We start from the raw sequence: 26881 nt of genomic DNA on the forward strand, positions 1-26881 counted from the left end.
CTTCGCATGCAGAATAAATCCCTCTTTGCAATCCCGAAACAATGGGATCATGGGCATTTCATCTTTTGGGTTTTTCATAAATCCCTTCCATTTCGTGTCAATTAGAGGGTGCTTTCTCTAGGGATTGGCTTTTTTCAAATTCTTCATTGAGCCTCTTTTCTACTTTCAAATCTGTGAAAACGGATTGAACATGCTGTTCATCTTTGATAAATATGTTAATCCTTCTTTTTCCATCAATTTTATAGTACACTTTTCCCTGAGTAGGATGGTTGATCAATTTGAAATCATCGCCATAGATTGATTTATATTTCTCCAGCACTTTTGGAAGCAAATTTTCAGCCCAATATTGCCGGTTCCAAGGAGCCCAGGCTACGTATGAATAGGTAACAGGCATCTCAAATATTTTTTCATCGATGAATGTCGGAAAAAAGCGCATGCTGATTTCGCTGTCATATTCATCTACAATTCTATACTCTACATTAGTGGAACCACCGGGTCCCTGCGTGATTTTTTGTTGTTTGTTCAATTCAGTACAGTGATCAAAAAAATCCCGTTGGGCCATACCCAGATGAAATCCTAAAAACAAGCTGTCGGATTTAGCAAAACCATCATCAGAAGAAGTATAGATTGGAGAATCACAACTCTGAAAGATGATGCTGAGAATGAATAAAGGGAATAATAAAGGTTTGTAATTACGCATGGGTTAATTTGGAATCAATGAATTATGAAAATTTACTCCAAATATGATTTCCGAAGAGGAGGAGTGAAATGAATTTGTATCTGTAATTCAATCTTTTTTTAAAGTTTGGTCTAAAAATGGATTAAAAAAAAGCAAGCTGAAAAAATATTCAGCCTGCCTTAATTTATTAAAAACCCTATTTAATTGTAACCTGGATTTTGCTTCAATTTTGGATTGGCAAGCAGTTGAGGTGCAGGAATTGGGAACAGTTCCAGGAAGCTTCCCGGAGAATGCACCAGCTTGGGTCTGTTCATTCCCGCAAAAGGCCACCAGGCATCCCCATATTTTTTGAATCGGATCAGATCCTGTCTTCTTGTCATTTCCACATACATTTCTCTTCCTCTTTCTGCCAAAAGACTTTCAGCAGTCAAGGTAGTAAAAGGATCAAGATTGCCTGCTCTGGCACGGATCTGATTGACCAAAGCCAAAGCCTCTGTAGTTTGTCCCAATCTGAATCTGGCTTCAGCCAAAGAAAGGATGACATCCGAAAGCCTGAATATCACAAAGTCATTACTCATGTTATTTGTCCCGCCTCTTTCAAATTCATATTTGGCAATCCGAGCTCCAGCCTGGCGCAGACCACCCGGAGAAATTTCATTAAGGTAAGGCATGAAAGTGAGCGGTGGACCATTGGGATCACCGTTTCTTCCTGTCGGATCCGTGGGTTCCACCCCTGGGTCAATCAAAGTTGTTCCATCTGCTCTGAACTGGGGTCCAACCAGGAAATTGCTTAATCTTCCATCAATAGTTCCGGTGGAAGGAGTCAAAGCCAGGCCTTTCCATACCGGACCTTGAGTTCCGGGGTTTTTGGCAGGATCAACATAGGAATTGTAAAACTCTTCCACAGTCTGATAGCCATTCCATGGTTGCTGGGTAAGATTAAATGTAGCTTGGCTTACAATATGAAGCGTCATCATCACCCAGTTGAAACCTCCAGCGAAAACTTTGTCATAAGGATAGACGAAAATGTTTTCAGTTGACTGACTGTTGTTGATCGCAAAATTGGCTTTGTAAGATGGCATCAAGCTGTAAACCCCGCTGTTGATTATTTCAGAGGCATCTGCCGCAGCCAAAGCCCATTGAGGAGTGCCTGTGTACACTTCTGCATTCAGGTAAAGCTTCATTCTGATCATCAAAGCACTCCATTTGGTCATCCTTCCGTAGGTTGTACCGTCTTTAGTTGCCTTCAACAAAGGGATGACTTCATTGAGTTCCTTCAGCACAAAGTCATAAACTTCTTTCCTTGATTTGGTTGCAGGAGCCTCTACATCGGCAAAATCTGTTACAATTGGAATATTCCCGAATGCATCCATCGCCCAGTAATAATACAAGGCCCTTAATGCCCTGAGCTCTGCAATAAATGCCGGAGAGTTGGGGTTGTCCAATTTTTCAAATGAAAAGATCAACCTGTTACAGGTATTGATTCCTCCGAAAAGGAAATTCCACGAATTTTGAAAGAACGGATTGTCACTTTTGAATTCATGCTGATGCAATTGCAAAAGTACCCCTCCGTCAAACCAGTCTCCTCCTTTGTGTGATACAGTAATTTCGTCCGAAGCAATTTCATTGATGGACCAAAGACCTGAATGGTTACCCAATCCGCCTAAAGAAGTGTATGCCTGCCCAAGGGCTGAAATAAACTCCTCATCTGTTTTGAAGAAATTCTCTGCTGTGACAGCGCTGAAAACTTCTTCTTTCAAATCGATACATGATGAAGCGAAAAAACTCATTACCAAGCCTATCACGAAGTATCTTACATTTATAATTTTTTTCATGTTGTTTAATATTTAAGCTTAGAAACTTAGATTAAGGCCTAGAGTAGTAATCGTAGTAGTGAAATAAGTTGCTCTGCGCTCAATACCCGGTGCAAGCGGATCATTACCCGATTCTGAGTCACCATACCTTACCTCAGGATCCACACCGGTATATCCGGTAAACATCAGCGGGTTTTGAACAGAGATGAAAGTCCTGATTCTCCCGATTGCTCTGCCTGGTCCAACATTAAAGTTATAACCAAGGGTAGCATTGTCCAGAACCACGAAATCAGCTTTTTCAACATGCGTGCTGTTATATTCTGCTTTGGTAATTTTCGGATCAAAATATTTGGTATTTACAATATTCCAGTTTTGAACAGTAGTGCTTTCTGTGTTTTCATAGAAACCCCTATAGCTGTTGATCAGATAATGGCCAAATGAACCTCTAAAGAAGAAATTCAAGTCCCAATTCTTATAATTGAAAGTGTTGTTGAAACCAAAATTCAAAGTAGGATAAGCTGTTCCTAATTGGGTCCTGTCATCATTACAGTTACAGTAGACTGGATTTCCGTTTGCATCTTTGGCGGTGCCATTGATTACTTTCATAATAGGTGCTCCAGTTTCACTGATTCCTACCTGTACAGGACCCCAAATCTGCCCAAGTGGTCCGTTTTCCTGGATTCGGATCAACTGAGTCAGATTTTGACCCGGTGATCCAAAATTGGAGCGGTAATTAACTTCTCCAAAGCTCAAATCTCCCGAAGACAAACTTTTAAGGTTTGTTTTTAATGTCGAGAAATTGATTCCTGTAGTCCATCTGAAGTCAGATTTTTGGATGGCTTTGTAATTTAACATGACCTCTAGACCTGAATTGGACATTTCACCGATGTTCAATTGTGTGGTAGGGAATAGGTTTGGCGGAACAGGAACGTTGATCGGTAAGATCATACCTGTTGTTACCCTAGTGTAGTAGTCAATCGCACCATCTAGTTTGTTGTTAAGAATCACAAAATCCAATCCTATGTTGTATTCGTCCTTTGTTTCCCATGCCAAATCCGGGTTTGCATTTGAAACTGGTCCATAGGATGGTACGAATTGACCATTATAGAAGAAGTTGCCCTGACGGCCAAATCTCAAAAGTGACAGATAAGATTCTCCAGGCTGTGTACCTGTTCTGCCATAACTTACTCTGAATTTCATGGCACTTACACCTGACATATCCAATAAGTTGGCAATGTTCACCCCTGCGCTAATGGCAGGAAACAAGCCCCACTTGTTGTTAGCTCCAAACCTGGTTGAACCTTCGTATCGCGCGCTCACTGACAAAAGGTAGGTATCCTCCAAATTGAAGTTGGCACGGCCAAAGAAGGCTACCAATTTGTTTGAGTTGGCATAACTTGAAACAGTCGCCAAACCATTGGCAAAGTCAAGTGCTGCACCTATGTTATTGTAAGTAAATGCGTCTGTAAGGAAATTTCCTGCTTGGGTATAGTCCCCTTGATTGAAAAACTCCTGATAAGAATAACCTGCCAGAAAAGCCATTCCGACTTTTCCTGCCGTTTCATCATAATTCAAAGTAGTCTCAAATAGGTCGTTAAGCCTTTCGTTGTTTTGAATAGTGGCCAATCCGTTTCGGCCAAATCCACCTCCAAATTTGGCGGTCTTCGGTGAGTAAGAACCTCTCCAATCAGTTTCTCTTTGACTGGCATAAAAAACCGCACCTCTAAATTTGCTGCTGAAATTGTATTCTCCACGAATACTTGCAAGAAGCCTGCTATCGCGACCATCTGCTATATTTTGTTCCGCGATAGATACAGGATTGAACCAATCAAATATATCCCGTTCGGAATAGCCTCCAAAATTCGGACTCTGGGGCATTGGATCCATGACCGGAAGAGTTGGATTGCTTATAATGGCATATCTGAAAGAGTTTTCATTGCCAAATTGTCTGTCAATAGATGTATTGGAAATGTTTACACTGAATACAGCTTTGTCTTTAAGCGCTCTTTGGGTCAGGTTCAATCTTGCATTTAATTGATCAAAACCGGAATTTATTCCAACACCATCAACATTACGGGAGTTGATCGAAATTCTATAGCTGGTACCTTCGTTGCCCCCGCCCAGAGAGAGGTTGTTGATAAAGCTAAATCCTGTCTTGGTCACTTCATCCATCCAATCTGTATTGCCTCCAAGGTCTCTTGAACCGGGAATCTGCTTATACTCCTCAGCTGTCATGACATTGATCGTCCTTGCCACATTTTCGGTAGCAACACTGCTGTTGAATTCAACAACAGTTCTTCCTTTTTTTCCTGCTTTGGTGGTAACTAGGATCACACCGGAAGAACCCCTAGTCCCATATATAGCCGCGGCCGAACCATCTTTCAAAACATCCATTGATTCGATGTCATTGGGATCCACCGTACTCAGGGAGGCACCAATAACCCCGTCAATTACAATGAGTGGCGATGCATTCTCTCCAATCGATGAAATCCCCCGCAAACGCATATTAAATCCCCCGTTGGGGTTACCTCCAGGCCTAGCAATATTTAGCCCGGCTACTTTGCCCTGAAGTAATTGTCGTGGATCGTTTACCGTGCCTTGATTAAAACTCTCAGCTTTGACACTCGTCACAGCACTGGTAATTTCTTTTCTTTCTTGTGTACCATATCCTACCACAACCACTTCATTAAGTGCTTGAATGGACTCAGCAAGCGAAGTATTTATCACTAGCCTGGTACCGACCAACTCTTCCTTCGGTTGAAAACCAATAAACGTAATTATCAAAACTTCATTTGGGCCAGCTTCAATAGAGTAATTTCCATCTAAATCAGTCACAGCACCTCGCGAAGTACCTTTCACCAAAATACTTACCCCGGGCATTCCTTCCCCAGAGGTAACATCAGTCACTTTTCCTGTAATTTTTGCTAGTTGGGCATAAGCCGAATGGCCTACGCAAAAAACAAAAAGCAAACCAAACACGAAAATCATTCGTAGTTGTTTTTTCATGTGTTTTTTTGGGTTGTTGATAATTGTTTTAAATATTCTTTTATGAATAATTCGATCCAAAAAACCTCCTCAAAGGAGTCCCAATCCAAAGTGATTGAGAACTTTTCGGTGGCTGTTTGAAAGGATCGATTAAACTGAAAATACAGAATCAATGACCTTCCGAAATGAATGGCATCTCGCGATCACCAACACCAAAGTCATTTGACATTTGTTCTTTCTATACCAAATTTGATTTTTTTCAACCTTAAATTCTGACTGTTTTTTGTTCAAAATCGACTGTTTATTGCCAGTTTTTTGTTTTTTGCTAGATTTAAGACCTATTATTTGGCATCCCTTTGAATCAATGAAATTATTTCCTGAAAATATATCTTTCACTAAAATTAAATTCTGAATCTGAGAAAGCCAATAGGTTTTGGGAAACATGATGAAATCGAGCTTGTCCGAGCCTACTCATACTGGAATGATTATTTACCATGCTAGATTCCAACTTCCTACAGACAGGTTAGGCCTCTTTTAAAAAAAAAATTCGAGAAAAATTTCGCTGATGAAATCTTAAACATGAAAAATTAGGTTAAAGCAGTTACTCTATCACATTGGAAATATAATGCTTAAGGTTGTCACCCAAGGAGAAAGGAAGGAGCATTGCTTATCTTGAGGATTATTTCATTTAATAATTTTAGGCAATCAAAAAAATTGATCATTTTTCTATAGGTATTTCTTGGATAATTGCTTTAATATCTATGCCATTTTAAACCAAAGAGAATTAAATTTCCTGCTTTGTTTTTTAAATTATTACAATAAAATGTCCTGCTTTTTTGATTTTTTTAGAATTCTATTTTTTGCCAGAATTGGCTATTTCTGGATTTAGATAAATTTTCATTTATTTAATAAAAAGTGATTTTTTTAAGTTTCTACAAATGGAAAACGTTTTCCATTAAACATACTTTAACATATTCAGCTGATCATTGTGTTTTTGCTAAATAATACTTTATTCTGTTGAAAATAGATTTTTAGAAGTAAGAAGACTGCTTTCGTTAATAATTGCAAAATCAAAATTTACATTTCACCTTAGATTCGAAATACAAGTACTCATACCTATTTCGATTTTTAAAAAAACAAAAAACCCTATGAGAAATTATTTACTAAAACTCAAGTCATTGACACTTGCTTTAGCACTTACAATCGGTGCAATCGTAGCTGTCAATGCCCAAACCCGCTCCATCTCTGGCACAGTGATGGACGCAAGACTTGGAGATCCTGTTCCTGGCGCCACGGTTATCGTCAAAGGTACCACCCGGGGTTCTGCGACTGATCTGGATGGAAAGTTTACGATTCCACTTCAGGCAGGAGATCAGGTATTGGTTATTTCCTTTGTCGGATATCTGACACAGGAAATAGAGATCGGCAACCAGTCTACCATCACTATCAACTTGCAGGAGGACGTTCAAAGCCTTCAGGAAGCTGTGGTAATTGGATATGGTTCGCAGGACAAAAAGGAAATTACCTCTGCAGTAGTCGGTGTAAAACCTGAAGACTTCAACCGCGGTAACGTTTCCAACCCTGCTCAATTGCTTCAAGGTAAGGTTGCCGGTCTATCCATTACAAGACCGGGAGGCAATCCAAACAATGCATTCAATGTGCGTCTTAGAGGTCTTTCGACTTTCGGTGCGAATGCTTCTCCACTTATCGTATTGGATGGTGTAATCGGTGCTTCTCTTGAAAACGTGGATCCAAACGACATTCAATCCATCGATGTATTGAAAGATGGTTCCGCTGCGGCAATTTACGGAGCTAGAGGTTCTTCCGGTGTTATTTTGATCACTACCACCAGACAAGGCAAGAAAGAAGGAACGACTAACGTTACTATCAATTCCTTCGCAACAATGGATCGGGCAGCAAATTTGATCCCAATTCTATCTGCTGAAGAGTTTGTAGCGAGAGGCGGTAATAATTTCGGCAGCAAGACCGACTGGAGAAATGAATTGATCGATGATGCACTTTCTTACACCACAAACGCAAGCGTATCCGGTAGCTTTGGAAATTCCAACTACATGGCTTCGGTCAACTACCGGGATAACAATGGTATCGTAAACGGTGTCGGAAATGAAAGACTCAATACGAGATTGAACCTTTCCCAAGGTGCATTGGACAACAAATTGAGATTCAATGTCAATTTATCGTTTACCAATGTAGACTCCGAGTCAATCAATGATGCTGCATTTAGATATGCAACGATCTACAATCCTACTGCACCGGTATTTGAAAACACTGAAGATGCCCGAAACAGATTTGGTGGCTACTTCCAACGAGATCTGTTTGATTTCTTCAATCCGGTAGCTTTGGCCAGACAACAAAAGTTTGTTGGAGAGACCAAAACATCCTTAACCTCATACCGAGTAGAGTACGACATCCTACCAAATTTGACTCTTTCAGGGCAATATTCTCAGGACAGAAGAAATACACTTTCCGGTGGATTCTGGTCACTTCAGGATTTTCAGGTAGGTCTAGGAGCAACTGGATCAGCTGAAAGAAATACATTTGACCGTAAGCAGCGAATCTTTGAATCCACATTGAGATACGAAACTGACCTTTCTGATAAGTTAAGTATGACACTTCTAGGGGGAGCAGGATTGCAGTACACTACAAACCAAGGATTCAACGCCCGGGTAAGACAATATCTCTTTGACCTAGGCTGGAATAACTTAGGCGCCGGCGCAATCAGAGTTGGTAACAATACCAACGTATCATCTTTTGCAAATGAAGACCAGCTTAACTCATTATTCGGTAGAGCAAACTTCAATTGGGATAACATGATTTTCTTCTCAGCATCCGTAAGAGCAGAAACTTATTCCGGTTTTGGACCAAACAACCAAACTGGTGTATTCCCTGCAGTATCTATTGGATCCGACTTTACTCAGATTTTCGATATGGGCGTTTTCTCTCAATTCAAACCTAGAGTGTCTTTCGGTGTGACCGGTAACCTACCTCCTTCTCCAACTTTGGCCTTGGGTGTGTTCGGTAACGGAAACCGAATCGATCTTGACGGGGATCCGCTGACTCAAAATGACATCTTCGTAGGGATCAACCAATTCTCCAACCCAAATCGGGAATTGAAGTGGGAAACTAAAGAGGAATTAAACTTCGGTGTTGACTTTGGCTTGTTCAATAACAAAGTAACCGGTAGTGTTGACTACTACACCAGAAATATATCTGACCTGTTGTTCAATGTTCCTGTAGCTACAGGTGCACCAAACCCATTTGATCCAGGAAGATTCAATACTGCAGGTTCGACTTGGGTAAACTTGGCAGATTTAAGAGCTGCAGGTTTTGAATTTCTAGCCTCTGTCAATCAGATCGGTAAAGGTTCATTGAAATGGTCTCCAACCTTCAATTTTACAATTTATGACAAAACCTCCATCGAAAGCTTATCAGCCGGTGAATTAGGTTTCGAAGAATTGAGATTTGCAACTCCGGGTTCTCCTGGACAAAACAACAACCCGATTATCTACAACAGAGTAGGTCAGAATTTGGGTGATTTCTACGGTCCTCGTTTGAATGGCTTAACTGAAAACGGTGAGTACATTCTCTCTACTACTGACCCGAATGAATTCGAAAAGTTGGGTAATGGTCTGCCTAAAGGTGAATTTGGTTTTGCCAACAGCTTTATGTACGGTCAATGGACCCTGAACTTCTTCTTTAGAGGCGCTTGGGGACATGATCTTTACAACTCTTACAGAGGTTTCTATGAAAACGGTGATACCGCCTCAAACACATGGAACTCAGTTGTGACAGATAAGACACCTACAAGCCCTTTGGTAAAATCACCTCCGACATTTAATAGCTCATTGGTGGAAGATGCATCGTTTATCCGATTGGACAACGCGGAATTGGGTTATAATTTCCAAACCAAATCTCCGAATTTGAGTTCTTTGAGAGTGTATTTCGCTGCACAGAACTTATTTACAATAACAAACTACACTGGTGTGGATCCAGAAGTAAGAATAAATGATTCCGAGAATGATAACCCATTTACATCTGCACTTTCTCCAGGAATCGAGCGTAGAAATACTTACTTCCAGACTCGTTCTTTCACGTTGGGTGTAACAGTAAACTTTAAATAACCAATCAAATTCTACAGATATGTTAAAATCTATAAGTAAAATCTGTTTGATGCTCCCATTGGTTTATGCATTGGGCGCATGTCAGGAGCTTGAGCAAGAGGTGTTGGACGGTGTGACTGCAGAGGATATTGCAAACAGCAAAAATCCGAATTTGATAAACGTCCTGAAAGCTTCCGCTTATTCCCGAATCGTAGGTTCATGGGGAGGTCACAATAGTATTTGGTCTATTTATGAAGTCTCTTCAGATGCAATGGCAATTCCTCAAAAGGGTGCTGACTGGGAAGACGGAGGCCAATGGATCAGAATGCACAGACATACATGGAACCCTTCTGAGGAATCCTTCAACAACTCCTGGAACTATTGCTTCACGGCAATCGGTGAAATCAACAACCTGTTGATCCAGTTCCCGGATGTGGCAGCCTTGAATTCTGAACTGAAAGTACTGAGAGCCTTGGTTTACTTATGGTTGATTGACTCATTCGGTAATGTGCCGATTATTGACGAAACTACCACAGGTGGTAATCCAACCAATAAGACAAGGGCAGAAGTTTTTGCATTCATTGAAAAATCCATAAAGGACAACATCGATGCATTGCCAAAGGACAACGCAAAGTCTACGGTTAATTTCTATACAGCTCAGGCTATGCTTGCCAAGCTTTATTTGAATGCGCAAATTTACACGGGTACTGCCAAATGGGCTGAGGCCGAAGCAGCAGCTGATCAGGTGATCAATAGTGGCAAATACTCTTTGTCCTCAAATTTCTTTGCCAATTTCTCGGAAAGAAACAGCGGCTCGACTGAGAATATTTTGACGCTTCCTTATGATCAGAACAACGCTCCGGGCTTCAACTTGCCTCAAATGACTTTACACTACCTAAGTCAGAGAACATACAATTTGCAAGATCAACCCTGGAATGGATATGCATCTTTGGAGGAATTCTATAACAAATTTGATGACAAGGATGTACGTAAAAAGTCATTCCTTGTAGGTCCTCAATTTGCTTCAGACGGTACACGTTTGATTGATATCTCAGCAGAACCTAATGATCCGGACGGTCCTCCATTGACTTTTACTCCCAATATCAATATGCTTGCTCCTAATGCATTCAGACAAGCAGGTACAAGAGTAGGTAAGTTTGAATTCGCCTTAGGCGCTGCAAACAGCTTAAACAATGACTATCCTTTGATTCGTCTGGGAGATATCATCCTGATCAAAGCTGAAGCTGCATTCCGTCAGGGAAAAACAGCAGCTGCGCTTACTGCAATCAATCAGATCCGAACAAGAGCTAATATGCCTGCTTTCACTACACTCACATTGGATAATATCTTTGATGAGAGAGGTTTTGAAATGTTTGCTGAAGCAAGCCGAAGAACTGACATGATCCGATTCGGGAAATGGAATCAGCCATGGTGGGAGAAGTCAGCTTCTCAGCCATTCAGAGCACTTTTCCCAATCCCTCAAAACCAGATCAATGCTAACCCTGCGTTGAAACAAAATCCCGGTTATTGATCGAGCCTGAATTAAATTTGAAAGGAAGTGTGCTTTGGTACACTTCCTTTTTTTACTTTAAATCCATGAAGCAAAGAAACATCCTTTTACTTCTGTTTCTTTCCCTTTGTTCCTGTCAACAGGAAGAAAAAAACACTGCCCCACTTTTTCGCCTCCTCTCTGAGGATGAAACAGGTATTGCGTTTATAAATGACCTCACCTATACCGAAAAAGTAAACCCCTATACGTTTCGGAATTTTTATAACGGTGCCGGTGTGGCGCTTGGAGACATCAATAATGACGGACTGATCGATATTTTCCTGGCAGGCAACCAAACATCCAACAGACTTTACCTTAATCTGGGTAATCTGAAATTCAAAGACATTACAGACCAAGCCGGATTAAACTCCACCGGCTATTGGTCCACTGGAGTAAGCATGGCAGACATCAACGGAGATGGATTGCTGGACATTTATGTTTGCAAATCAGGACCTCCGGGAGGGGAGAAACGTCACAATGAACTCTTTATCAACAATGGCAACCTGACTTTCACCGAAAGTTCCAAAGAATACGGACTTGCCGAAGAAGGCCTGAGCCAGCACGCCGTTTTCTTCGATTTTGACAAAGACGGGGATCTGGATATGTACCTTCTCAGCAATTCCGGGCGGTCTGTTGGAATCTACGACCTCCGTGAGGGACAGCGTGAAATCCGGGATCCCGAGGGTGGAAATAAACTCTTCAGAAACGACGGCAACAAATTCACCGACGTTTCCGAAGCAGCAGGAATATTTGGAAGTAGCATTGGTTATGGACTCGGGGTTACCGTCGCCGATCTGAATGATGACAACTGGCCGGACCTGTATGTCTCCAATGATTTTTTTGAGCGGGATTACCTCTATCTCAACAATCAGGATGGGACATTTTCCGAAGTCCTTCCCGAATTGCTCTCCGAAATCAGCATGGGAAGTATGGGGGCTGACATTGCGGATCTGGATAATGACAGCCGTCCGGATATTTTTGTCACAGAAATGCTCCCGAAAGATCTTGCCCGAGTCAAAACCAAAACACCCTTTGAAGATTGGGACAAATATCAGGCAAGCCTAAAAGCCGGATATCATCATCAGTTTACCCGAAACACCCTCCAACGAAATTTAGGATTTCAACCGGGAACCCAAATCCCTGTTTTCTCCGAAGTCAGCCGGATGGCAGGAGTCGAAGCCACAGACTGGAGTTGGGGCGCTTTGATTTTTGACATGGACAATGACGGACAGAAGGATATCTTCGTCGCAAACGGCATTGTAAAGGATCTAACCGATTTTGACTTTGTGGACTTTTATGTCAATAGTCAACAACGGGTATCGGAATTCATCAGAGACTCGGTTCTATTAACCAAAATGATTGATGCATTTCCTTCCAATCCGCAGCAAAACTTCCTGTTCAAAAACAAAGGCAATTGGAATTTTGAAAACCTCTCCCAAAGCCTCGGATTGGATCAGCTTACTTTTAGCACCGGGTCTGCTTACGGAGATTTGGACAATGACGGGGATTTGGACTTGGTCATAAACAACCTGAACGAACGGACCTTCATCTATCAAAACACAAGTACCGATTCAAAAAATGGCAATTATTTAAGCATTGAACTTGGAAATGCGTTTGGATCAAAAGTCACGGCCTTCTTCGGAAAACAAAAATTCTATCAGGAGTACCAACCTGTCAAAGGGTATATGTCATCGGTAGATCCACGGGTCCATTTTGGTTTGGGGAAAATTGAAAAATTAGACTCCCTTCAGATTCTTTGGCCAAGCGGAAAAACAAGAACGCTCAAAAATATCCAAAGCAATCAAACACTCAAACTCTCACCTGGAATAGAGGATAAAATTCAACCAACATTCCAGGAAGCTCAAAATCAGCCTTTCCTCCAAAGTGAATCAAAGCTCCCTTTTCAGCACAAAGAGAGTGATTTTATCGACTTCGATCGTGACCGCTTGCGGTTTTGGATGATCAGTAATGAAGGACCAAAGGCTGCAAAAGCAGACCTGAACAGAGACGGATTGGATGATCTGTTTATTCCCGGCGCAAAAGGCCAAGCCTCTGTTTTGCTTACCCAAAACTCAAGTGGGAAATTCACCCCACAGCTAGCAGACCTTTTTGCAATGGATGCTATTTCAGAAGATGTCACTGGACATTTTTTTGATGCTGACGGAGATGGCAAACCTGATTTGCTTGTAGGCAGCGGAGGTATCGAGTTTGGAGACTATTCACCTGCCTATGCAGATCGACTTTACCTCAATGATGGTAAAGGCAACTTTCAGAAATCTCCACAAGCCTTCTCCCCTACCCCTACGGCTTTCATACTTTCCCAAGATGTCGATGGAGACGGAGATTTGGATTTGATTGTAGGAAGTCGGGCGATACCCTTTGCCTACGGGATTCCTGCGGGACTTCAGATTTGGGAAAATGACGGCAAAGGAAGTTTCAAGGAAATTTCCCGAAATCTAAATCCCGAACTTTCTAAGCTTGGAATGCTGACTTCCGGGGCTTTGGCAGATTTGGATGGAGACGGAGAGTTGGAACTCATTTTTACGGGGGAGTGGATGCCTGTCCGGATTTTCGCTTTTCAGGACAATAAATTACTGGAAAAAACGGCTGAATTTGGTTTTGAAAATACCGCAGGGCTATGGAATTGCCTTTATGTGGCAGATATCAATGGGGACGGAAAACCTGATATTCTTGCCGGCAACCATGGCTTAAACTCCCGACTTCGCACTTCAGAAAGCTCAAAGCTACGCATGCTGATTAATGACTTTGATCAAAATGGAGCCTTGGATCATATCCTTTCCAAGTATGAAGATCAAAAAACAATTCCCTGGGTTCTCAAACCCGCTTTACTTCGTCAAATTCCTGCTTTACGAAAGCAACTTTTAACCTATGAATCCTACCAAAATAAGTCCTTGGAAGAACTTTTCCCTGAAGCAGTTTGGGCAAATTCCTTAACTTTGGGCGCTGACATTCTGGAAACTAGCCTATGGATAAATGGAGGTCAGGGAAATTTTATCCGTACTGCCTTACCCTCTGAAATTCAATCGGCACCTGTCCATTCAATCACCTCAATTTCCGCTGATTCACAACTTCCACTATTGCTCTTCGGAGGAAATCAAAGCCGGATCAAACCGGAACTGGGAAGTCAAATGGGAAGCTTTGCATGGGCACTGAAACCGCTCGGGAACAACCAATGGAAAGCGCTTCTGCCGGAGGAAAGCGGCTTGTACGTCAAAGGTGAAATCCGACAGTTCCTCCAAATTAATCTTGAAAACAAACCAAATTTAGTAGTCCTAAGAAACAATGATACGCCACTCGTTTTTGAAATACGTTAGCACGCTGATTTTCGCATCGCTCCTATTCTCCTGCCAATCCGAATATGAAAAGCTGGAAAAAAGAGAACTTGCCTCAGGCAAACAGGTCAATGAACTCTTCTTGGGATTGGAGCTGGGAATGGATCAGAAAACCTTCTTCGAGACTTGCTGGGAACTAAACAAACAAGGCAAACTTACCAATGGTCCTTCAGAACTTTCAGTGGAGTATAGGACTGAATTGGCTTCTGGAAATTCAGCCAAAATGCGTTTCTATCCGAAATTTGAGCAGGATAAAATCTACATGATGCCCGTTGAATTTACTTACGAAGGGTGGGCGCCATGGAATGAGGAGCTAAGCGCGGAAAAACTCCGTGCCGATGTGGTCAAACTCTTTGAAGAATGGTATGGACCGGGATTTATTGAAGTCACCAATGAAGACAAATCCCAAATCGTATTTGTAAAAATGGACGGAAACCGCAGAATCCGGATTTTCAAAAAACATATTTCTATCGTAAGGGCCGAAATATCTGATCTTCCCATCGAGAAAAAATTAAAGGAAAACAGCAATTCATGAGAATCCTATTTCCAAGTCTTTTTCTTTTGAGTTTGCTTTTTTCCTGTTCTGAACAAAAGGAAAAAGAGCCTACGCTCTATCAGGAGATGGATGTCGATTCTACCGGCGTCAACTTCCGCAACGACCTAAGTTTCGATGAAAACTTTAATGTTTTTACCTATCGAAACTATTACAACGGTGGAGGAGTAGCCATCGGGGACATCAATAATGACGGACTTGTTGACCTGTATTTCACCGCCAACTTAGGGCCAAACAAACTTTACCTCAATAAGGGTGACTTCAAATTTGAAGACATTACAGACGGTGCAGGGGTGGCAGGTACCCGCGCCTGGAGCACCGGAGTAGCCATGGCTGACGTCAATGGGGACGGATTTGTCGATATTTACGTGTGTAACTCCGGCGACATCTCCGGCGACAACAAGCAAAATGAGCTATTCATCAATCAGGGCGATGGGACATTCAATGAAATGGCTGAAGCTTATGGCTTGGCAGATCAGGGATTCTCCACGCACGCGGTTTTTTTCGACTATGACAAGGACGGGGACCTCGATGTCTATCTGCTGAATAATTCCTATCAGGCAATTGGTTCATTTAACAAAATGCAGAACGAGCGAATCAAGCGGGATGCGGTTGGCGGAGACAAACTATTCCGGAATGACGGAGACAAATTCACCGACGTATCTGAAGCAGCCGGAATCTATGGTTCCATCATCGGTTTTGGTTTGGGGATTACCATCGGAGATGTAAATCAGGACACCTGGCCCGACATTTTTATTTCGAATGACTTTTTTGAAAAGGATTACCTCTACATCAACAATCAGGACGGTACGTTCACCGAATCCATGGAAAGCTCCATGCGCTCGATCAGTGCTGCTTCCATGGGTGCGGACATTGCCGACATCAACGGAGACGGACTACTGGATATCTTTGTCACTGACATGCTTCCCGAACACCAAACCCGCCTGAAGCAGGTGACAACCTTTGAGAATTGGGATAAATTCCAGTTCAATAAAACTCACAGCTATCACTACCAATACTCCCGAAATATGCTCCATCTCAACAACGGAGATGGAACCTTCAGCGAAATCGGCAGACTGGGAAATGTAGAAGCCACAGACTGGAGTTGGGGTGCGCTGATGTTTGACATGGACAATGACGGACTACGGGATATTTTCGTGGCCAATGGCATCTACCAAGACATCACCGACCTGGATTACCTCAATTTCATCGACGATGAGCAGACTAAGCGTAAAATCATCTCTCAGGAAGGCGTCAACTACAAAGCCCTGATCGATCCGATTCCGGTCAATCCCATCCCAAATTATGCATTCCGAAATCTCGGGGAGCTGAAATTTGAAAACCATGCAGATACTTGGGGACTGGGCAAAGCCATCCATTCCAACGGTGCCGCCTACGGTGATCTCAACAATGACGGCACACTCGATCTGGTCGTGAATAACGTCAATCAACCTGCTCAGATCTTCAGAAATCTGGGGAAAACAATCAATCCAAGTCATCATTCCATCCAATTCCAATTGGTGGGGAAAGGCAAAAATACACAAGCCATAGGGACGCAAATCCGCCTGAAATCAGAAGGGAAAATCTTCTATGCGGAGCAAATGCCCAACCGGGGATTTCAATCCTCAGTAGACCCAAAGATCACCATTGGATTAGGTTCTCTTACTGAGATAGCATCCATTGAAATCCTCTGGCCTGACGGCAAATACACAGAGTTGAAAAATCAGGCCACCGATCAGTTGTTGATAGTGAAGTGGGAAGAAGCAGGAGAATTGCCAGTTGGCAAATCCTTTTTTGAAAAGACTTCAAACCAACAATTCACCAAAGTCGAAAATCCAGGTTTGAAATTCCTTCATGAAGAAAACGCTTTCGTTGACTTTGATCGGGATCGACTGACTTACTTTATGTTTTCCACCGAGGGACCGGCATTTGCCAAAGCAGATGTAAACGGCGACGGCCTGGAGGATCTCTTTTTCGGTGGAGCAAAATCCTTTCCTGCCAAGCTATTCTTGGCAAGCCCTTCGGGCAAGTACACAGAAAGCCCTCAGGATGATTTCCTTGCAGATGCGATTTCTGAGGACACTGATGCTGTTTTCTTTGATGCGGATGGAGACGGGGATTTGGATTTGTTTGTCACCTCGGGAGGCAATGAATCAGGATTTGGATCGCCTGATCTGGCTGACCGGCTATACCTGAATGATGGAAAAGGAAACTTTCGCAAAATTTCCGGGGGAGGATTCTCTTCAGTAGTTGGAAGCAGCAGCACTGTAAAACTAATCGATATTAACGGCGACGGTGCAGTGGATTTATTTGTCGGAGGAAGACTTGTTCCATTCACCTATGGTGCTCCTGCAAGTAGCCAATTGTGGATCAATGACGGCAAAGGCAATTTTACCGAGCAGTCCGCCGCACTGGCTCCGGGTTTGAAGGACATGGGCATGGTGACCGATGCGCAGGTGCTGGACTGGGATGGAGATGGGAAAAATGACCTCGTTGTAGTCGGTGAATGGATGGCCCCCACCTTTTTCAGAAACACCGGAGGAAAGCTGGAAAAAACAGAATTGCCAAACTTGGAAAATTTGAAAGGCTGGTATCGAACAGTTGAAATCGGAGATTTCGACGGGAATGGATTACCGGACATTGCATTGGGAAATCACGGATTAAACTCCCGTTTTAAGGCTTCGGCAACCTCTCCAATAAGTTTGTTTTTGAATGACTTTGATCAAAACGGATCCATCGAGCAAATTTTCACACAGAAAGTGGGGGATATTCAAATTCCCTATACTTTGAAACATGAGTTGGAAAGGCAAGTGCCTACAATTAAGAAAAAGTACATCCGCTATGCTGATTACAACAATAAAGGACTCAATGATATTTTCTCCCAAGAAGTCATCGACAAGTCCATCATCCAAGAAGTCAACAACTTTGAATCAGGAGTTTTATTGAACCTTGGCGGAGGAAATTTCGAGTGGAAGCCCTTTCCGAGATTTGCCCAACGGTCTTGGACTTTTGCAATCCAAGTGCTGGACATCAACAAAGACGGAATTCTCGATTTGATTTTGGGTGGAAATTTGGCACAGATCAAACCGGAAATCGGGAAGTTCGATGCTAGTTTTGGTGAAGTTCTCATCGGCAAAGGCGACGGAACTTTCACTTTCAACCCAAATTATCAAAATGGACTGAAGCTCGAAGGAGATGTAAGAGCCTTTTCACTTTTGGAAGGCAATCGGATTTTAGTGGTTAAAAACAGCGCTTCGGCTGAAATTTGGAACTACTGATGCCTAGATCGATTGGATATTTCACTTGGGCTTTTGGTCTCGGTATTTTGCTTTTCTCCTGCAAAAATGAAAAAACCGAGGAAACTCCCCCCCTTTTCTCCTTACTTCCTGCGGAGCAAACGGGAATCACTTTCCAAAATCAACTGACTTCAAGTTCTGAAAACAACATCCTCGAATACCTCTATTTCTACAATGGTGGCGGAGTAGCGGCAGGAGATATTAATGGAGATGGTTTAGTCGATCTGTACTTCACCGGCAACCAAGTCCCGAACAAACTCTACCTTAACAAGGGGAATTTCCAGTTTGAAGACATTACCGAATCGGCTGGAGTGGGCGGAGATGGAGGCTGGTCGACAGGTGTCACGATGGCCGATGTCAATGGGGATGGCTTACTTGACATTTATGTCTGCCAGGTTGGGGATCTTCCGGGAATCGAAGGAAAAAACAAACTCTACATAAACCTCGGCGAAGGAAAATTCCGTGAAGCGGGGGCTGAATTTGGACTGGATTTCAAAGGCTACAGCACGCATGCCGTATTTTTCGATTACGATCGGGACGGGGATTTGGACATGTATTTGCTCAATCACAATGTCAAGTCGCCTGAAGTTTTTGCGAAAGCAGGGGCTCGGGAAAAGACCGACCCCAGCGGAGACAAACTTTTCAAGAACCTGGCTTCGGAAGGAGAAATCGGTTTTGAAGACGTGACCGAAGCCTCGGGAATCTATTCCAGTATTTTAGGTTTTGGACTGGGTGTCAGCACAGAAGATTTCAACGGAGATGGTTGGCTGGATATTTACGTTTCCAACGATTTTACCGAAAACGATTACCTCTACCTCAACAATCAGGACGGGACTTTCCGGGAGGCTTTGAATGAATTCATCCCCAGTACCAGTCGCTACAGCATGGGCAACGATGCCGCAGACTTGAATGGAGACGGACTACCGGAGATTTTCACCACCGACATGCTCCCCGAGAATCCGGAAATCTGGATGAAATCCGTCGGAGAGGACAAGGCGGAAGTCTATCAGGTCAAGGAACAATTTGGCTACCAGGATCAATATGTGCGCAATCACCTGCAGTTGAATCGGGGTGAAAATGGATTTTCGGAAATTGCCCTTTTCGCAGGAGTTCATGCTTCAGATTGGAGTTGGTCTCCCCTGATTTTTGACATGGACAATGACGGGTTTCCAGATATCCATGTGACAAACGGAATTGTCAAGCGACCCAATGACCTCGATTTCATCCAATATAGCCAAGAAGCAGATCCCAATCTGAGTATGGAAGAATTGCGAAAAAGGCAGATCGACATGCTTCCAAGCCTCAAAATTTCAAACTTCGCCTGGAAAAATCAGGGGGATTTACAATTCAAAAACGAAGCAAAATCCCTGGGTTTGGATCAGGAAAGCTATTCCAACGGCTCCCTCTACGCCGATCTGGACAATGACGGAGACCTGGACTTGGTCATCAACAATCTGGATCAGGAAGCTTTCGTTTATCAGAATCAGAGCGAAAAGTCAGGAAACAACTTTCTTCGGATTGACTTGAAATCCACAAGGCAAAACACCTTTGGTATCGGCTCCCAGGTGATTCTTTTCTCAGGTACCGAAAAATGGACGCAGCGGATCAGCACCAGCCGTGGTTTTCAGTCTGGTCCTTCCACCACCCTGGTTTTCGGATTGGGAAAAACCTCTTCGGTAGATTCTATTCAGGTAAACTGGCCAAATGGAAAATCAGAAATCTTTCCAAAAACTGCTTCGAATCAAAGTTTGGTGCTTGCTCAAGGTCAAGGAAAGCCCTTTGAACCAACAGCTCGAGTAAATCCTAATGAAGAAAATCTTCCTCAGGTAAATTGGGTGCATGTAGAAAAAGATGAGGTAGACTTTATCAAACGGGAGTATTTGGCTCCAAAAAGCTTTTCCAAAATGGGACCTGCTTTGGCTGTAGCTGATGTAAATGGAGACGGTTTGGACGACTTCTATGTGGGTGGAGCCAAAGACCGGGCCGGAGCATTTTTCCTTCAGAAGCCCGATGGGCAATTTGAGGAAATCCCCAATCCCATGTTTGTCCAATTGGCCAAAGCCGAGGATGTGGTGGCGGAATTTGCCGACTTCAACGGGGATGGTTTTTTGGATTTGTTTATTGGTAGCGGTGGAAATGAGTACGAAAGTGGGGCCTTGTTCAATTTTGATCGAATCTTCTTTGGAGAGGGCAACGGGAATTTCAGATTTTCTATGAATTCCTTACCTCCTATCGGTGAAAACACTTCCTGCATTGCAATTCACGATGTGGATGGAGATGGAGATTTGGATCTTTTTGTAGGAAGTGCTGTCAAAACTGGGGATTACGGAGCCAGCCCAAAAAGCAGCTTGTTGATCAATCAGGGCAATGGACAATTCAGGGATGAAACTCAGCTTTGGTTTGAATCGGGATCGGATTTAGGCATGGTCAACACCGCAACTTGGGCCGATCTGAATGGAGACGGAAAAGCGGAGCTCTTAATCAGTGGTGACTGGCAAGGAGTGAGGGTATTTGAGCTTTCGCCAGAAAATAAACTTAGCGAAATCAAACCTCGAGGTCTGGAATTCTCCGCAGGTTGGATCAATACGATCCAAGTCGCTGACATGAATGGCGACGGCAGACCGGATATTTTGACAGGAAATCTCGGACTCAACAGCAAGCTCAAGTCCTCCCAAAAAAGACCAGTTTGGCTCTATCATCATGACTTTGACGGAAACGGGCAGGCAGATCCGCTGATTTTTCATTACATGGGCGACAAACTCGTCCCATTCGCCACACGGGATGATCTGATCCGACAGATTCCGGGCATCAAGCGCCAGCATAATTCTTACCAAGACTACTCAAAAATCAGAACCCCCGGAGATCTTTTTCCCAAAGAAGAAATCCAAAAAGCAAGAAAGCTCCCCGCCTATGAATTCCGCTCCGGAGTTTACTTTCAGACCGAAGACGGAAGCTTTGAATTTATTCCTTTCCCGTCAGAAGCGCAGTGGAGTCCCATTTTCGCTATAGAAGTAGATGAGCAGACAGGCACAATTTACCTCGGTGGAAATTCCTCTGACTTCCGAGTCGACCTTGGAAAATCTCTGAACATTGGAATACTGGCATATAGGTGGAACCAGTCATTATGGTTGGAGGCGGAAAAAACCCGAAATCCGAAACCTGTGTTGAGCGTAGTCGAAGCATCCGAAGTCCGAAATCTGAAATTCCTTAAAACCAACAAAGGGAATCAGCTTCTCGGTGCCCAAAACAATGGTTCACTAGTCTGGATCAAATGAATGGGTATAAGATTTGGAGAAATTAATCGAAAACCTGAAGAGCCCGGAATCCCCTAGGAATAATCCAAGAAGATAAATCTTTAGGCACCGTTAGTATCTGTGCCTTTCTGTGTAATCTGTGAGCAAAATAAAATACATTCCACAAAAACCTGAGTAAAATCATTTGGCATTGAATACCTTATACTTAGCTTTGAAATCCAATTGAATCTCATGTAAGTTGATAAAACCCAATCGCCCGCAAGGGAAAATCGATCGTCAACTTCTAAATGAAAAACCCTTTTATGCGTATCCTTAAATTAATTTGTCTCGCGCTTGTCATCAGCTTTGCGTTCCTGGCATGCCAAAAACCGGTAGATTACTCCAATGCGATCAGCGATGGTCAGTATTTTCATCGTGCTCAAAATCGGATCACGGAAGTCATCATTCATGACATCTTCTCGCCGCCTGTTGCTGTCAGGATCTATTCCTATGCTTCACTAGCAGCTTACGAAGTAGCTGCAGCAACAGACCCTGCCAGTTACGCCCCGCTTATGGGTCAACTGAACGGTTCGGAAGCTTTGAATCTGTCCATACCTGAGAAAGTCTATCCACCTTTGGCAGCATTGGCAGCTTATTATCACGTAGGAACCGCCCTGATCTTCTCGGAGGAAATGATGAATGAGCACCGGGACAAGGTCTTCAAGGAATTGAAGAAAAAAGGAATCCCAAGTGAGGTATTTGAAGCCTCAGTAAAATTTGGACAGGAAGTCGGTGAAAAGGTGAAAGACTACTCTAAAAAGGATAACTACCACCAAAGCCGGTCTTTTCCTAAGTACACCGTCGTCAATCAGCCGGGAACTTGGCAGCCTACTCCACCCGCATACATGGAGGCTGTAGAGCCCCACTGGAACAAAATCCGAACCTTTGTCCTGGACTCTGCTTCACAATTTAGGATCACTCCTCCCCCAGCTTACTCGACAGAACCTAATTCTGAGTTTTATAAGCTGGCCAAAGAAGTCTATGATGCCAAACAAAACGCCACTCCCGAAGAAACAGCGATTGCGATGTTTTGGGATTGCAATCCCTACAAAATGAATGTCAAAGGCCATGTGATGTTTGCAGAGAAAAAGATCACTCCAGGTGGCCATTGGATGGGCATCGCATCTATCGCATCGGCGGCAGCGGAAAAAGACTGGAAAGGAACTGTGGAAGCTTTGGCTATGACAGGAATTTCACTCAATGAAGCATTTATTGCCTGCTGGGATGAGAAATACCGAAGTCGCCTGATCCGCCCGGAGACTTATATCAATCAATTTATCGACGAAGATTGGGTTCCGCTATTGCAGACGCCTCCTTTCCCCGAACATACCTCGGGACATAGTGTGGCTTCGACAGCAGCGGCTTTTACTTTAACCCAACTTTTCGGAGATGAGCTGCATATCGTAGACAGCACTGAGGTAGCTTATGGTCTTCCCATCCGGGAGTTTAATGGGTTTTCGGAGGCAGCGGCAGAAGCAGCCATCAGTAGATTTTATGGTGGAATTCATTATATGCCAGCTATCACGGAAGGAACCAAGCAAGGACAGAAAGTCGGGGAACTGATCTGGAGTAAAATCTCGACCAAGCCGGATCGGGTGGCATTGTTAGAAAGACGCTAGATATTAGATACAAGATTTTAGACAAAGAAGAAGTAAGAGGTCTAAAGTCAAAAAGTTTTCCTGCCGCAGGTAGGCTGAAATTGCTAGAAGCAAGAGCCGAAATGAAAGACGTTAGATTTTAGACATAAGATGTTAGAAAAAGTCAGAAAGCTAAAGTCAGAAAGCTAAAAGTAGCGAGATACATGAGAGATCCCGAGGCGTGAGTTTCGGGATTTTTTGTTCCTGATTTTTTAACCATTAAGAAAATTAAGGACATTAAGAAATGAATACCAGCGCTTCAGATTCTACGTTTTCAGTAGATCAAATGGGTTTGATATTTTCACTGCATTTGATTTAACAAACTTAATTTTCTCAATTCCCTTAATGGTTAAAAGCCATTACTCAACATTCAGCTCAAATTCAAGCACGAAAACCAAGGCATCAGGATTAGCCAGAATCGCTTTTTCCAATGCTGAACCTGCAAATGCTGGATCATCGCGGTTCAACTGATCCGTACTGACTAAAGCCGCAAATCGGGATCCATCCACTCCGATCACTTTGGGGAATGGCTGATTATCAAAACTCAAGTCATTTTTCAGGTTTTCAATTTTAAACGTACTGCCTTTCCCATTTGAAGAAAAAGCCAATCGAGGCGTATTCTGAATAAAATACAGGAAAATAAATTGCTCAGGTGTACTTTCAAAAATGGTGAAAAGTGAAGGTTGACTTACCAAACTCTCTTGGAACAGCTTGAAGCCAGCCTGATCTTTTACAAAATCTGTGTTTTTAGGTTTTTTTACTAACTCTCCTTCGTATTCAATTCCGCTAAAGGATTCGATTACCCCATTATCCACACGGATAATCTCCGGATTGAAGGAAGAGTTAAAGAGAACTTGTACCTCATTTCCATCCACCAGTTTGTGGAAAGGGTTTGGAGGACTCAATAGAAACTCAATCGAATTGGGTAAGTGTGCAGAAATCAATTTGCCTGTTTCATCTACAAAGGCAAGAGCATTCTCCTGTCCTCCTCCCGTAAGTCCAACAAAACCCGTTTTTGTCTTGGCAAAGCGCCGAAAGGGAATTTCCAGTTTGATGTGCTCGAGTTGTTGAAAAGTGCCGGATGAGTAAGAAATAGAAACGATTTTTCGCCCGATCCCGTCCAAGACATAAAGCATATCCCCATCCAGCCAAAAGTCATTTACTGCCCGAACTTCCTGCGGCCCTTCTCCTTTCTTAAGGGGAATTTCGAGTGCTTTTCCCGATTCCTTATTAAAAACATAAACTGACTGAGAAAGGGAAAAGTCTCCGAGTATCATCAGCTCATCCGAGAAATCGATCCGATCCGCTTCAAAAGGAACTAGTCTAGGATCTCCTGTTAGTGGTCGAAACTGAACTTCTCTCACCAGAGAACTCACGGTCCGGTTCTCTGAGGATTCGGGAGGGACTACTATTTTTAAATCATTTTTTCTAGATGTATTACAAGAAAATAGAAGAATCAAAAACAAAAACTTATAAAAACAAAAGTATTTTGACATATAAATGAATTTTAGTGAGACATAAATTCCCCCATAACCATTTACCATGGGGGAAGGGGAATAAAATTAAGGACAAGTGGTAGATTCACCACATAAGCAACTCACTCCATCTCCATTTTGATGACAAACTTGGCGACTTGAACCTGTAAAATAATTGCAAATAAAAATTTCAACCTTACATTCAAAGCCACCAATGCCTCCTCCTGGCCCACCAACACCCTGCGCCTTTACATCATTTGTTCCAAATGCCATTGACCCCAAAAAAGCCAATCCAAAGATTAATTTTTTCATTTTTTAAAGAGTTAGATTTTACTAAAAAGTTTTTGGCCCAAAAACGGCTTCTTTCTGAAGTTGAAAATAATCTAATGAGCTAGTATCAAATGCCCTAGTACTAGTTTGAAATTTTATTAAAAAATACTTGGACGGCGTTTTTTTTTTTGAACGGTCACTATTCGCAATTGTCTTCTTGCAATCCATAAAAGCTTAGCTTTTCCTCTGTGCCCTTGAAAAATGTCTCCTGTGCCTAGATGGACTGAAGTTCATAATCAAGTTCACTCAAGTCTTCAATTAATCTTCCTTTGCGATCCTTTGCATGCTTTGCGGTGAAAAAACAAAAATCTTTAGCTTTTCCTCCGTGCCCTTGAAAAAAGTCACCCGAAGTGAAAAAGTATTAGGTTCCAATAACAAAATACAATCTCCCCTCCTCTCCTCAGTGTCCGTGGTAAAACTTCTTCACGGTAAAAAAGAAATTTATTGATAAAGCTTTCGATCCAAAATATACCTCTCCACTTTCTCGGGGTATAGGTTAATTAACTTGTTCCTAAATTTCACTGGAAATAGATTGTTTATCTCAATAATCAAATCTAACCAAATTGGGCTCCTCATCAGTGGTCACTCCATAAATCTTCCTATTATTTTCATCAATTGAAAAACCAAATAATGGGTAGTCTAACTGATACTGATTCAAGATTTTTCCCTTATAATCAAATTCAAAAATTCGATTTAAGTTTGTCATATCACTAATTTGACTGTAGGGTTTACCTTTAAACAGGACAAAGAAAGAGGCTTTCCCTGCATAGACATCCCCATAAATCGTGGGTGAATTAGGATTTAAAGAGGGCATTTGATAACCATCCCAATATCCAATTTCAAAATCAGGTATATCCTTTTCTGACCCAAAAAGTGTTAATATTTTATGATCTTTAATTTGAATTATATCAATATAATTTGCTCTTAATCCCACTTTTATTGCATATTTCTTACTGGAATTAATTTTAAGTGGTCCTTGAAAAAGACTACTCACAAGGTTTGCATCCAATTCCTCCTCCTTATATCCATTTGGCAATTCTTTTCCTTTGATCATATCTTTCCAATCACCAAATATCCCTAAAGTATCTCCGGAATTAGTTAAATGAAGGTATTTAGACCAACCATCAACTGCATTCCCTAGGAAAGAAGAGTCAGAGGTAAAAGTCGCTTTAGTTATAAAATAAGCAGTCTCTGGAGCACGAAACTGATCTTCGGCAAGTCGATTGGTATCTAATAAATCAAACTTTGAAAACAATCGTACCTCAGGATCAAATGTCAAAATTTTATTAGGTTCATCTAACTCCTCAATCTGAGTAATTACTGTTATTTCTCCCGGACCTAATCCATCTATTCCCTTGGATTGTACATAGGACTCCGATACAAGATCGATTATATGAAATTTATCATTTTGTACATTTTTCCTTTCAAAGACAATGGCTTTAGAGTCTGTAACCAAAATACCTCTTGGATTGATGATTTGCGGAAAGTCGAATTTGTGCCCTTTTAGGAGGACTGGTTCTGGAAGATCCTTTTCCGTGAATCGAATAGAATCAGATTGAAAGTTAGGTGTACTACAGCCTAATTGAATAAGAACAACTAATGGACATAGATTGCGAAATTTAATTTTCATAGAATTTTTATTTGATTCTTCAAGTCCATATATAATATCGCATGTTACCCCGATAGCTATGGGGGCTATCCTCTGGCAGACACAGCAGGGGTCATGCATGATTTCGTAAGTCTTTTCGAGTATAAAATCGAATAAGGAGGGAAGGCCCCTCATTAATTAAGATATC

13 protein-coding genes are annotated in these 26881 nt (G+C 42.3%); 7 read left to right on the forward strand and 6 right to left on the reverse strand.

What is annotated here, in order from left to right; translation table 11 throughout:
• Positions 1-97 precede the first annotated feature (97 nt).
• From Q8M62_RS16475 to Q8M62_RS16485, 3 genes are all read right to left on the reverse strand, one after another.
• Positions 98-700, reverse strand: a complete 603-nt coding sequence (locus tag Q8M62_RS16475) for a hypothetical protein (protein WP_305668226.1) — start codon at positions 698-700, stop codon at positions 98-100.
• 179 nt (positions 701-879) lie between these two features.
• Positions 880-2514 carry a RagB/SusD family nutrient uptake outer membrane protein gene (locus Q8M62_RS16480; RefSeq protein ID WP_304899231.1) on the reverse strand — a complete coding sequence of 545 codons (1635 nt, stop codon included), beginning with the start codon at positions 2512-2514 and terminating at the stop codon, positions 880-882.
• Positions 2515-2532: 18 nt separating this feature from the next.
• Positions 2533-5499, reverse strand: a complete 2967-nt coding sequence (locus Q8M62_RS16485) for a SusC/RagA family TonB-linked outer membrane protein (RefSeq protein ID WP_304899232.1) — start codon at positions 5497-5499, stop codon at positions 2533-2535.
• A gap of 1127 nt (positions 5500-6626) precedes the next feature.
• Between Q8M62_RS16485 and Q8M62_RS16490 the strand changes: the two genes are divergently transcribed.
• The 7 genes from Q8M62_RS16490 to Q8M62_RS16520 all read left to right on the forward strand — a co-directional run bounded on the left by Q8M62_RS16490 (position 6627) and on the right by Q8M62_RS16520 (position 23262).
• Entirely contained in the window at positions 6627-9620 is a 2994-nt protein-coding gene (locus Q8M62_RS16490; protein WP_304899233.1) for a SusC/RagA family TonB-linked outer membrane protein, read from the forward strand.
• 19 nt (positions 9621-9639) lie between these two features.
• Positions 9640-11130: a RagB/SusD family nutrient uptake outer membrane protein gene (locus tag Q8M62_RS16495; protein WP_304899234.1), complete on the forward strand. Its 1491-nt coding sequence runs from the start codon at positions 9640-9642 to the stop codon at positions 11128-11130.
• Positions 11131-11195: 65 nt separating this feature from the next.
• Positions 11196-14483 (forward strand): VCBS repeat-containing protein, encoded by a 3288-nt coding sequence (locus tag Q8M62_RS16500; RefSeq protein WP_304899235.1) that lies wholly within the window; start codon positions 11196-11198, stop codon positions 14481-14483.
• Entirely contained in the window at positions 14470-15036 is a 567-nt protein-coding gene (locus tag Q8M62_RS16505) for a hypothetical protein (protein ID WP_304899236.1), read from the forward strand. Before Q8M62_RS16500 ends, Q8M62_RS16505 begins: the two co-directional genes overlap by 14 nt.
• Entirely contained in the window at positions 15033-18332 is a 3300-nt protein-coding gene (locus Q8M62_RS16510; protein ID WP_304899237.1) for a VCBS repeat-containing protein, read from the forward strand. Before Q8M62_RS16505 ends, Q8M62_RS16510 begins: the two co-directional genes overlap by 4 nt.
• Positions 18332-21625 carry a VCBS repeat-containing protein gene (locus Q8M62_RS16515; RefSeq protein WP_304899238.1) on the forward strand — a complete coding sequence of 1098 codons (3294 nt, stop codon included), beginning with the start codon at positions 18332-18334 and terminating at the stop codon, positions 21623-21625. Before Q8M62_RS16510 ends, Q8M62_RS16515 begins: the two co-directional genes overlap by 1 nt.
• Before the next feature lie 281 nt (positions 21626-21906).
• Positions 21907-23262, forward strand: a complete 1356-nt coding sequence (locus Q8M62_RS16520; RefSeq protein WP_305668227.1) for a vanadium-dependent haloperoxidase — start codon at positions 21907-21909, stop codon at positions 23260-23262.
• Between the two features lie 377 nt (positions 23263-23639).
• Here Q8M62_RS16520 and Q8M62_RS16525 read toward each other — a convergent pair whose 3' ends face one another.
• From Q8M62_RS16525 to Q8M62_RS16535, 3 genes are all read right to left on the reverse strand, one after another.
• Positions 23640-24776: a 6-bladed beta-propeller gene (locus tag Q8M62_RS16525; protein ID WP_304899240.1), complete on the reverse strand. Its 1137-nt coding sequence runs from the start codon at positions 24774-24776 to the stop codon at positions 23640-23642.
• A 66-nt stretch (positions 24777-24842) separates the two neighbouring features.
• Complete coding sequence (locus tag Q8M62_RS16530; RefSeq protein WP_304899241.1) at positions 24843-25067, reverse strand: hypothetical protein; 225 nt, start codon at positions 25065-25067, stop codon at positions 24843-24845.
• Positions 25068-25626: 559 nt separating this feature from the next.
• Positions 25627-26715, reverse strand: coding sequence for a BF3164 family lipoprotein (locus Q8M62_RS16535; protein ID WP_304899242.1), 1089 nt, complete (start codon positions 26713-26715; stop codon positions 25627-25629).
• Between the last annotated feature and the right edge of the window lie 166 nt (positions 26716-26881).

It is taken from the genome of Algoriphagus sp., from assembly GCF_030694375.1.
Classification (GTDB): domain Bacteria; phylum Bacteroidota; class Bacteroidia; order Cytophagales; family Cyclobacteriaceae; genus Algoriphagus.